Here is a 12,059-nt window from a genome sequence, read left to right on the forward strand (position 1 = left end):
TCAAGAAGAGTGATCTTTTCTACGATTATTGACCTTCGTTTGAAGCAGCTGACGTATTTGAATCATTTGCCTCAAGTGTTAATTTAACCGTTGTTGTTTTTAGCTTACCATCGTGATAGTACTTAATTGCCACACTATCACCTAATTTGTGATCATACAAGGCTTCTCTTAAGGTTGCAATACCTGTAACATCTTTGCCACCTAAGCCCACAATTACGTCATATTTTGAAATGCCTGAGTTCTTGAGTGGTGAATCACTATTGATATCAGCAACTACAATCCCACTTGTAACATCACTTGGTAATTTCAACAATGATTCACGTTCATTTTCAGGAACATTTGTCAAATCAATCAAGCTAATCCCTAAAGCAGGACGAACCACTTTACCGTTAGCAACCAATTGATTAATGATATTGACAACTTCATTACTTGGAATAGCAAAGCCCATACCTTCAACAGAAGTTCCATCAGAACCTGTGCTTGCCAATTTCATCGAGTTAATTCCGATTACTTGTCCATCCAAGTTGATCAATGGGCCACCAGAGTTACCTGGGTTAATTGCGGCATCAGTTTGAATAACTGTTGCTTGACCTGTTTCTACACCACTGCTGTTAGTTACTGAAACAGTCCGCTTCTTAGCCGAAATAATCCCTTGTGTTAGCGAAGTTGCATATTGTGAGCCTAATGGAGAACCGATAGCTAAGGCAGTTTCACCAACTTTAATATTATCTGAATTTCCAAAATCTGCGACTTGTTTTACATCTGCAGCGTTAATCTTTAAAACTGCCAAGTCTGTAATAGCATCATGTCCGACAACTGTCGCCTTTAATTTTTTACCAGAGCTAAGCAAAACTTCAACACTATCTGCGCCAGAGATAACGTGATTATTCGTTACGATAAAGGCGGTATCGCCAGATTTCTTATAAATAACACCAGACCCTTCACTTGTTGAAGTCGTTTCTTGACCCATACCACCAAGTAAAGCTTCTAAAGAATCGCTTTGACTTGTACTGTATGCTTCAACCGAAACCACAGCTTCTTTAATCTTATCAAATGCTTTAGTTGTTTGACTATTAACATTAACATTGATGTTACTTGTCTTAGCCGTACCTAATGAATTATTTGAGGTCACACCGTCAACCGTGCGATTTTCATATAAGGCATAGCCACCTGTGACAATTCCACCACCTAACAAACCACCAATCAATGCTACTACAAAAATTTTAGGCAAATTAGACTTGGATTGTTTTGTTCTTTTAGGTTCTTCATTTTTTTCTGGTTGTGTAAATTCTTCTTGTGTTGGAGGTACTTCTTTGAATTCCCCATCAAATTGATTATCTTCATTCATAAATAATGAACTCCTTTCATGTGTAACTAATTGTTATGGTCTTGATTATAATAACTAATTTTGAAAACTTTTTGAATTAAATGTAATTTTATCATAAAGAGCTCTGAAACTTCTTAAGATATGCTCAAAAAAACATCTATCTTTGTGAATTTAACCTTATTCCGTTCTTTTTTGACCTCTTTTTTAAGTGTATTATGAGAAAAATTAGAAAAATCAGATTAGTCAAACTAAACATTTTCTAATTTACACCCTAAATAAAATTCTCTATAAAACAACATTTTTAACTGTATTTACAAAAAACATCATATTTTTATTACAAATTTCTAAAAATCTATTGCATTATTTATTAGAAAATATTACAATACAGACATTATTTTTTAATAATTCATAAAGTAATTAAACGAATGAGGGGTTTGTATGAATGAAACGCTATTAAAAATCCGTGGTTTAAATACATCTTTTAAACTAGACGGGCAATTTTATACAGCAATCGAAGATATTAATCTCGATTTAAAAAAAGATGAAGTTCTTGCTATCGTGGGTGAATCTGGCTGTGGTAAAAGCACCTTAGCCACAAGTATTATTGGCTTACACAACTACAACAACACAAAAGTTGAAGGTAGCATCAACTATCTAGATCAAGATTTGCTTCAATTAAGTATCGATCAAATGGATAAATTACGTGGCAACAACATTGGAATGATTTTCCAAGATCCCTTGGCTGCTTTAAATCCATTGATGCGTATCGAAGATCAAATTAAAGAAAATCTCGATTTACACACCACTTTAGATGAAGAAAGCAAGCAAAAACGCGTCTTAGAACTTTTACAACAAGTCGGTATCCCTAATCCTAAACGTGTGGCTCGCCAATATCCACACCAACTTTCAGGTGGGATGCGCCAAAGAATCATTATTGCAATCGCTATTGCTTGTAAACCAGAAATCATCATCGCTGATGAACCAACGACAGCACTAGACGTTACAATTCAAGCACAAATTTTAGATCTTTTAAAAGATATCCAAGCACAAAACCACGCCGGCATCATCTTAATCACCCACGATTTAGGTGTCGTAGCTGAAATTGCCGATCGTGTAGCTGTTATGTATGCCGGTCAAATCGTTGAATTAGGTAGCGTTGAACAAATTTTTACAAACCCTAAACATCCTTATACTCGTTCTTTATTACGATCAATGCCACAAAAAGAAAGCATCTCCGACCAGCTTTATGTTATCGATGGAATGGTACCATCACTCAAAAACATGCCTCATGACGGTTGTCGCTTTGCTAAACGTATTTCTTGGATTAACGCTAGTGCTCATGAGCAACATCCAACATTACACGAAGTCGAACCACAACATCTGGTACGGTGCACTTGTTATCAAGAATTCACCTTTAAAGACGAGAGATAGGGGGACAACATATGAGCAACAACTTAATAGAGATAAAAGATCTTTGCGTACACTATCCAATTCGGTCTGGTTTTTTTAATCGTATCACCGATTATGTTTATGCCGTTGATGGGGTAACCTTTGAAATCAAACAAGGTGAAAGTTATGGTATCATCGGCGAATCTGGTTCAGGTAAATCAACCATTGGTAAATCAATTGTTGGCCTTGAAAAGACGACTTCCGGACAGATTTTGTATCAAGGAAATGATGTAACTAAAAAGCATACTAGAACCAAAACTAAATACAACAAAGATGTGCAAATGATTTTTCAAGATTCACTTTCCAGCTTGAATCCACGTAAAAAGATTTTAGACATTATTGCCGAACCGTTACGTAACTTCGAACAACTCAGCCAACACGAAATAGTCGAAAAAGTAGCACATCTCTTAGAAATCGTTGGGTTAGAGCGTGACTCGCTTTACAAGTACCCCCATCAATTTTCCGGGGGACAACGACAAAGAATCGGGGTTGCACGGGCTGTAGCATCCAATCCCAAGCTCATCATCGCCGACGAACCCGTTTCAGCGCTTGACTTATCTGTGCAAGCACAAGTTTTAAACTACATGAAAAAGATTCAAAAAGAATTTGGTGTCTCATTTATGTTTATCTCACATGACTTAGGTGTCGTTTATCATATGTGTGATAACTTAGCCATCATGCACCGTGGGCGTTTCGTGGAAATCGGCTCACGCCAAGATATTTACCAAAATCCACAACATATCTACACCAAGCGCTTATTAGCGGCTATTCCACGTGTTGATGTTACAAATCGTGCAAAAAATCGTGCACTACGCCAACAAGTTGAACAAGAATTCCAAGAAAATCAATATTCCTATTATGACGAAAACGGTCGAGTCTATCCATTACGCCAAATCTCAGATACTCACTGGGTAGCCCTACCAGAACAAAAGGAGGGGAAATAAGATGTGGAAAACAATTTTGCGGCGGATCTTATTAATGATTCCGCAAATTATTATCTTAAGTATCTTAGTTTTTGTATTAGCTAAAGCCATGCCTGGCGATCCATTTACCGGCAAGGTGACTCCACAAACTTCTCCTAGTCAAATCGAGGCTTTAAAAAAGGCCGCTGGATTGTTTGATCCTTGGTATGTGCAATATTTCCGCTGGGTTAAAAATATTTTCCACGGTGATTTTGGTATCAGTTACCAATTCAAATCACCCGTTCTCAACCTAATTGCTTCACGGGCAGCCAACACTTTATGGCTTTCCTTAGCAACGGTTATCTTAAGTTATGTGATCGCAATTCCTTTAGGTGTAATTGCTGGTCGTCATGAAAATAGTAAAAAAGATAAGGCCATCCAAATCTATAACTACATTTCTTATGCTATTCCTGCCTTCGTCTTTTATCTGTTAGGTTTGTGGTTATTTGGTTATGTTTTAGGTTGGTTCCCAACATCTGGTTCGGTCTCGGTTTCTGCTGGTGGCGGTCTAAATTATGTCTTTAGTCGTATCTATCACATGATCTTGCCTGCACTTTTAATGTCATTATTATCAACAACTAGTGTAGTGCAATATTTACGTAGTGAAATCATCGATTCTAAAAACCAAGATTACGTTAAGACTGCACGTGCTAAAGGTGTTCCTGAAAAGAAAGTCTTTAATCGTCACATCTTACGTAACTCTCTTTTACCAATCGCTGCATTTGCCGGCTATTCAATTACCGGACTTTTAGGTGGTTCAATCTTTGTTGAAACTGTCTTTGCTTACCCTGGCATGGGCTTGTTGTTTGTCGATTCAATCACCAACCGCGATTATTCCGTTATCACCGTTTTAGTCTTGCTTTATGGTAGCTTAAACCTTTTAGGTACCCTACTATCCGATATCATCTTAAGCATTGTCGATCCACGGATTCGCATCGAATAATCTGCAAGGGGGAAATAAGATTATGCTCTTTAATAATAAAAAACAAAAACCAGAAAAAGCCTATGATGATGAGCAAATCATCGCTAATCTCAAGCAAAACGAACAACCCTCTGGCTTACGGGTCTTGATGCGTGAATTTGCTAAAGATCGTTGGGCTTTAGGTGCATTAATCGTCTTAATAATCATCTTTTTAGGGATTTTTATCGGCGCACTTTTCTTGAAGACTTCTAAGGTCATGACCGTTGATATCTTTGCACAATATAACAAACCTGGTACTGACGGGATGATTTTAGGGGCTGATCAAGGCGGACGTGATGTCTTTAAGATGTTAATTCTTGGTGGACGCAACTCCTTGATTATTGGCTTATCAATCACCTTTTTAATGGAAATCATCGGCATCATCTATGGTATCATCGCCGGCTATTACGGCGGTTTAGTCGATAACATCATGATGCGCTTCTTAGATTTTATGTTAGTCTTACCAACATTGATGTTAATCATCGTTTTGGTTACGGTCATTCCACATTACAACATCTGGACTTTCATCTTGGTGATGGCCGCATTTTACTGGGTTGGAACGGCTCGTTTGATTCGTTCCAAAGCACTATCCGAGTCGCGCAAAGACTATATCAGCGCTTCAAAGACCTCGGGCACCAGTGATCTTAAAATAATGTTTCGAGAATTACTTCCTAATTTAAGTTCTATTATCATTGTCGACGCTACTTTAAGTTTGGCTGCTAACATCGGGATCGAAGTTAGTTTGACCTTCTTAGGGTTCGGTTTACCAAACGATGTGCCTAGTTTAGGAACCTTGATTGGTTATGCGACCGATCCAGACGTTTTAACCGGCATGCCATGGGTGTGGGTCCCTGCATCAGTCCTCATCTTAGTTTTATGTGTCGGTATCAGTTATGTCGGAAATGTTTTGCGTAGAACGGCTGATGCCCGTCAGCGTTTGGGTTAATTCTAAAAAAATATGTAAAGGGGAAATAGCTTTATGAAGTTAAGAAAATCACTTGCCTATATGGCAACCTTACTTTCTGTCGTTGCACTTAGTTTTGCTTCAGGCGCTCAAAGCGTAGCCGCCGCTACAAAACAAGCTAATTTACCACTCGCTTATAACAATAAGAAAGCTGCTAAAAAAGGCGGTACACTTAAAATTGGTTATGTCAGTGATTCAGCATTTAAAGGAATCTTTAACGATGGTTTATCCGATGACGCTAACGATTCTACCTTCGCACAATTTGGTGATATGCCATTATTTAAAACCGATGATAACTACAAGTTTGTCAAAGGTGGCGCAGCTGATATCTCATTTGATCAAAATGCTAAAACAGCCACAATCACCATCAACCCTAAAGTTAAATGGTCCGATGGTCAACCTTTAGTGGCTAAAGATATCGTTTATTCTTATGAAATCATCGCTAACAAAGATAGCGGCAGTTCACGTTACACTGATAGTTTGAAAAACATCGAAGGGATGGAAGAATACCACGAAGGTAAAGCTGACAGCATCTCTGGTTTAGAAATCAAAGATGATCACACCTTAGTGATCCACTTCAAGGAAATGAAACCCGGCATGACCACTTCTGGATCTGGTTATATTTGGGAAGTTGCTTCACCATATCACTACCTTAAAGACGTACCATTCAAAGACTTACAATCTTCCGATAAAATCCGTAAAGCACCTTTATACTACGGCCCTTACATGATCAAAAAGATTGTTCAAGGCGAATCTATTGAATGGGTACCAAACCCATATTACTTTGGTAAAAAGCCTAAGTTTGACAAGATTACCATCGAAACAGTTTCTCCTTCTTCAGCAAGTGCTGCTTTGAAGTCTAAGAAATACGACATCTTATGGCAATTACCAAGCTCTGTTTACGGTAAGAACAAAAAAGTTAACGGCTACGTTTACACCGGTAAACAAGAATTAGCTTATAATTACTTGGCATTTAAAGTTGGTAAATTTGACAACGAAACTTCTAAAAACGTCATGGATAAAAACGCTAAAATGAACAACCGCTCTTTGCGTCAAGCAATCGCTTATGCGATGAATATCCAACAAGTCAGCGACAAGTTTGGTTATGGTTTAAAGACTCGCGCAACAACGCTTATCCCACCTGCATTTGGTGATTACCACGACAAGAGCGTCAAAGGGTATGCTTATAACTTGAAGAAAGCTAATAATCTTTTAGACAAAGCCGGCTACAAGAAAGGCAAAGATGGCTACAGAACCGATCCTAATGGTAAGAAGTTAACCATCTACCTCGCAGCAATGAGTGGTTCTGCCGACCAAGAAGCTATCATCAAAAACTACATCCAACAATGGAAAAAAGTTGGTTTACGTGTGAAACTTGTTAACGGTCGTCTCCTTGATTTCAATAATTTCTACGATAAAGTTCAAAACGACGTTAAGGGCATCGATATGTTCATGGGTGCATGGTCCTTATCTTCTGAACCATCCCCTAACGACCTTTACAGCGAAGGTGCGCCATACAACATGTCTCGTTTCGTCTCTAAAGAAAACAACACGTTGTTAGCAAACATCGATTCTGCTAAATCATTCAATACAAAATACCGCATCAAGCAATTCTACAAGTGGCAAGAATACATGAACAAAGAAGCTTATGTTGTGCCAATGCAATATTACTATGATGCAACTCCAGTAGCTAAAAACATCAAAGGTTACACTAACCAAGTAAGTAAGGGTTACTACCTCTGGGAAAATGTATCCTTCTCTAAATAATCGATAACAAAATACTTTTTAACTAAGGTCATTTATTGACTACGGTTAGACAACTCCTTAACCCGAGTGGGCTTGATGCTCCCACTCGGTTTTTTTGCTCTTGGTCTAATTGAACCGATAGAGTCATCAGCAAAAATTAAAGTTATTAATTTTTAAGCCCTTTTTACTATTTTTCAGTAAGCAGGGCTTTTTTGTATAAACATGAAAAAGAGGTCTCATTTTTTCAAAACTTTTGCGTTATAATAAAAATAATCTTTTTATTTTACCATTAATTTTCATAAGGGGGTTTTCATGATGAGTAATCTCATCAAGAAACGATATATCGCTTGGCCCGTCTTGGCTTTGATGGATTTTGTTACCGTAATCGGTTTTGATGACATCATCTACAACTTCAAAAACCAAGGCTTAGGCGTGGTCACATCATGGATTATTATGTTGTTTGTTTATGTTTTGCCTTACGAACTAATCGTAGGTAATCTAGGTTCGGCTTTTAGTAAGGAGTCAGGTGGTATGTCATCGTGGGTCCGTAAGACTTCAGGTGATAACTGGGGCTACCTTTGTGCCTGGATTTATTGGGTAACTGGTTTGCCTTACCTAGTCGATGTCGCCAATTCAATGGTCGTTTCTTTTGGGTGGTTGATTTGGGGTGATAACTCGATGGAAGACAAATTGACCAACTCGCAATTCGCCTTAGCTACTGCAATTATTTTTATTTTATTCATTTGGGTGCAACATCGCCTAAAAAACTCATTACAAGTGCTTAGCATCCTAGGCGGGGGCGCCATGTTTATCATGTCGATCATGTTTGTCTTTATGACCTTTGTTTCACTTGGGCAAGGTGGTCACATTGCCACACAGCCTTTTTCAGCTAAAGCTTTCTTGCCAACCTTAGACATGAAGTTTTTATCGTCTCTTGGGCTATTAATCTTTGCGATGAACGGCGCTGAATTTGTTGCGCCCTACGTCACACAGATGAAAGATGGCAAGCGTGATTTCCCACGGGCAATGATCATGTTAGCTGTCATGACCGCCTTTTTAACCGTGTTAGGCTCATTTTCTTTAGGCGTCTTCTTTAATGCCCATCATTTACCACATGATTTGAAGATGAACGGTTCATACTATGCTTTCTTAGCTTTAGGTCAACAATTTCATCTTGGCAAATCCTTAATGTATCTGTTTGCCATCACGCAAGCTTTATACATGTGTGCGCAACTAGCCGTCTTATTAGATGCTGGTACACGGATGTTTTTATCCGATACCGCTAAACAATTCTTGCCAAGCAAATTAACTAAGACTAATGAACAAGGCCTACCAATCAACGGTTATTGGCTTACTACCATCATTTGTACCGTGATTTTACTTTTGAGTGCAACGCTGCCTGAAATGACCGATATCTTTAACTGGTTATTAAACATCAACGGAATCGTTTCGCCTTACTCAACGTGCTTTTTATTCTGGGCGTTCATCAAGATTCGCTTAAAAGAAGATGAATTTCCTTCTGAGTATGTCTTCTTAAAAAATCGTAAATTAGCTTTAGCCGTGGGAATCTGGTGTTTTGTGGCGACCTTTGTCTGTGCAACTGCCGGAATCTTCCCAACCGATGCCACACCTGGCACCGCTAAATATACCCATGAGTTAATCTTAAACATCGTCTTACCAATCTTGATGATTGCACTCGGTGTGATCTTACCATTGATTGCGAAGTGGGAAAAACAAAAGAACTTAAACTAAACAAAAAACCAATGTAGTTTAATGGACTGCATTGGTTTTATTTTTTATCAAACAGTTTTATGCGTTGCTTATTTTTACTATAATGCTTACAAACATTTAAGAGGAATCTATTATGAAAGAACCATTCAAACAAAAATGGAATAGAAAAAATGGTTTATTTTAGGGGCATACACGCCAGTGATTTATATGTTTTTCAAAATGTTGTTTGAGCACTACTAAAACGTCTTAATTAACCAAAATACCTTCTATACTTGGAGGGTATTTTTTAGCTATTTTAAAAGAAGTAGCACCGAAAGTAAGGCGCAAATCTTTCAATGCTACCATCAAAAAAACGACCTAACCGTAGTCAAATACCACAATTAGGTCGGATATATTTAAAGCATCCTTACATAAGTTTTTTACCATTTGCGCAGATTGACGTAGACATGCTTTAAAAACAGCAAACCTTACTCAACCTCTTTTATGAAGTAACCAAACGACACGATCAAAAACAAATACATTGGCAAATAACCTGTTAGATACATGTCAAAATGTTAATATATTCTTTGTTTTTTATATCGCAATTCGCTTGATCAAAACCTCATTTTGCATCCTTTATAAAATAGAAGAATCCAAGTGCAATAAATGCATAAAAAGGAAGATACAGCGTTTGAAATCCTTGTAACACACACAATGTAGTAAGAGCTAAAAACAATATAAAAGTTCCCCGATTCCTTCTTAGTTTCACCGCAAAAGGATGATTTCTAAACATCCTAGAAATTATAATACTTAGTAATGCGATTAATGCTAAAATAATATAATTCATAGCTTACTTCCCCCGTTTATACTGTATAAATCTGATAAATTCATGTTAGATACATGTCCAATATGATTAATTGCCTTCCTCCGCCAAAGCCACCCTTTTATTAACCAAAGCGCTTTCATGAATATGAAAAATAGGTTTTGTTATCCCCGGAATAACAGACACACCTAGCGTTAACAATGAGATACCTAATAACATTTTTTCATTTCTACATCCCCCTGTAGTATGATAAATGTTTTTAAGCTATTTATTATCGTTATTATAATATATAACAAAAAATATCGAGATATATTTTGTACAAATTAATTAATAGTGTCGCCTTATTTCGCTGTTTTTCTTACTAAAATAGTTAAAAAAGTCCTCTTCGCTGGATAATTCCAACAAAGAGGACAAGCTAACTTTAATCTTTGACGACTACACTAGCAATCAAGTTTGACCAGGAACCTTTTAAATTTCCGTTAACGGTGTGGCACACTCCGGATCGGTATCTAGCAACGCAAAATCTTGTCCGACCGCCACATCTTGGCCTTTCATGATCATTTCGACCGTCAGATGCGCTAATTCTTTCATGTTATTTTCCCTGCTTAAATGCCCTAGATAAATCTTTTTAGTCCGATTTCCCATGACATCAATCAAAGCTTGCGCCCCATCTTCATTTGACAAATGTCCTTGATCGCCTAAGATGCGTTGTTTTAAAGACCACGGATAAGCTCCCATCCTTAACATCTCTAAGTCGTGATTACATTCAAACAAATAACCATCTGCATTTGCGACTAGCCCCGCAACACGACTCGACACATAACCGGTATCAGTTACGATGGCAAAGGTTTTGTTGTTGTGATGCAACGCATAAAACTGTGGATTAGCTGCATCGTGTGACACCGCAAAGCTTTGGACATCGATGTCGCCTAAGGTTTTGATTTGTTCAGGCTCGAAAAGATGCTTTTGTGCACTCGGTATCTGACCTATTTTATCGCCTAAAGCCTGCCAAGTCTTTTCGTTAGCATAAATGTCTAAACCATACCGTCTAGCCAAGACCCCGACTCCCTTGCAATGGTCGCTGTGCTCATGACTTAGCAACAAACTATCGACTTGCGCTAATGACCGGCCAATCGAGTTCATCAATTCTTCGAGTTTTTTACCAGACAAGCCGGCATCAACGAGAATTTTTTGTTTAGGCGTCTCGAAATAAGTCGCATTCCCACCGCTACCACTCGCTAAAATGCTGACTTTCAAAGCATCGCTATTATCGTCTACCATGTTTTTGACCCTTTCTAACTAGTTAATGTTCATCGTGCCATCGATCACAGCCCCCGTAAAGGCGTTGATGCGGCGATAAACCACGCTTTCAGAAGATTTATTTTTAATCGAAAAATTCCAAGTTGGAATATAAATCGTGCTGCCATTGACTGCTAGTAATTTAGAATAACCCAAATGACACCATTCAACGCTACTATTATAGGGCAATTTATTGTATTGATACAACCAAATTAGCGCCCTTTTTTGACTGATAGTCTTCTTTTTTTCACGCAAAATTTGGAGGTTATCCAGATACGTTTGAACATAACCTGTCACATAGCCATCCTTAATGCTAAAGCTAATTGCACCGTCTTCGGAATAAAGTGGCAGCCCATAGATTTCTTGAAAACAAATTGCGCGCTTATCGGTTGATAAATCCGCTGTGTAAACATAATCTTGCCCATTACTAATAAGTGTTTTATTATCTAAAATTGTTTTTAGCGTTTGTTTTAAACCTTTTTTATCATCTATTTTGATTGGACTAACAAAATTTACTTCTAAACGATTATTAACATATGTCCAACTAACATTTTTTAAAGTCTGAGCTTGGCGTTGCAAAGAATCTTCGTTTGTACTTGCTAAGTAAAATCCTGTCGACGTTTTATCCGACAGATTCCCATAGCTAATCTGTTCGCTTCGAATACTTTTCATAATAGAGTTTGTCGCATCTTCTCTTGAATTAGTCACAGAAATAAGCTGACTGTTTTGGCGTAAAAACGATACGACCAAGAAGATGTCTAAAGCGATGAATGTAATAAAAAAGATCCATTCGATTCGTTTGAAATTCATCTTTTCTC

9 protein-coding genes are annotated in these 12,059 nt (G+C 37.8%); 6 read left to right on the plus strand and 3 right to left on the minus strand.

The features are described from left to right. Positions 1-25: 25 nt before the first annotated feature. Positions 26-1,348 carry a trypsin-like peptidase domain-containing protein gene (locus QM017_RS08525; RefSeq protein ID WP_178195331.1) on the minus strand — a complete coding sequence of 441 codons (1,323 nt, stop codon included), beginning with the start codon at positions 1,346-1,348 and terminating at the stop codon, positions 26-28. Between the two features lie 417 nt (positions 1,349-1,765). Between QM017_RS08525 and QM017_RS08530 the strand changes: the two genes are divergently transcribed. The 6 genes from QM017_RS08530 to QM017_RS08555 all read left to right on the plus strand — a co-directional run bounded on the left by QM017_RS08530 (position 1,766) and on the right by QM017_RS08555 (position 9,161). Continuing rightward, positions 1,766-2,758 carry an ABC transporter ATP-binding protein gene (locus tag QM017_RS08530; RefSeq protein WP_178195329.1) on the plus strand — a complete coding sequence of 331 codons (993 nt, stop codon included), beginning with the start codon at positions 1,766-1,768 and terminating at the stop codon, positions 2,756-2,758. A gap of 11 nt (positions 2,759-2,769) precedes the next feature. Beyond that, positions 2,770-3,720, plus strand: a complete 951-nt coding sequence (locus QM017_RS08535) for an ATP-binding cassette domain-containing protein (protein ID WP_178195327.1) — start codon at positions 2,770-2,772, stop codon at positions 3,718-3,720. Between the two features lies 1 nt (position 3,721). Beyond that, the gene (gene opp4B / locus QM017_RS08540; protein ID WP_282709494.1) at positions 3,722-4,681 is read left to right on the plus strand and encodes an oligopeptide ABC transporter permease; all 960 of its coding nucleotides are present in this window, start codon (positions 3,722-3,724) and stop codon (positions 4,679-4,681) included. A gap of 127 nt (positions 4,682-4,808) precedes the next feature. Then, positions 4,809-5,645 carry an ABC transporter permease gene (locus tag QM017_RS08545; protein WP_282709583.1) on the plus strand — a complete coding sequence of 279 codons (837 nt, stop codon included), beginning with the start codon at positions 4,809-4,811 and terminating at the stop codon, positions 5,643-5,645. A gap of 33 nt (positions 5,646-5,678) precedes the next feature. Beyond that, positions 5,679-7,430 (plus strand): oligopeptide ABC transporter substrate-binding protein, encoded by a 1,752-nt coding sequence (locus QM017_RS08550; protein WP_282709495.1) that lies wholly within the window; start codon positions 5,679-5,681, stop codon positions 7,428-7,430. A 294-nt stretch (positions 7,431-7,724) separates the two neighbouring features. Next, positions 7,725-9,161, plus strand: coding sequence for an amino acid permease (locus QM017_RS08555; RefSeq protein WP_282709496.1), 1,437 nt, complete (start codon positions 7,725-7,727; stop codon positions 9,159-9,161). Positions 9,162-10,410: 1,249 nt separating this feature from the next. On the opposite strand, the gene QM017_RS08560 is transcribed toward QM017_RS08555, so the two are convergent. After that, positions 10,411-11,223 (minus strand): MBL fold metallo-hydrolase, encoded by an 813-nt coding sequence (locus tag QM017_RS08560; RefSeq protein ID WP_178195307.1) that lies wholly within the window; start codon positions 11,221-11,223, stop codon positions 10,411-10,413. Positions 11,224-11,241: 18 nt separating this feature from the next. Then, complete coding sequence (locus QM017_RS08565; protein WP_178195305.1) at positions 11,242-12,051, minus strand: two-component system regulatory protein YycI; 810 nt, start codon at positions 12,049-12,051, stop codon at positions 11,242-11,244. Positions 12,052-12,059: the final 8 nt, after the last annotated feature.

The sequence above is a fragment of the Ligilactobacillus sp. Marseille-Q7487 genome, assembly GCF_949152225.1.
Lineage (GTDB): Bacteria > Bacillota > Bacilli > Lactobacillales > Lactobacillaceae > Ligilactobacillus.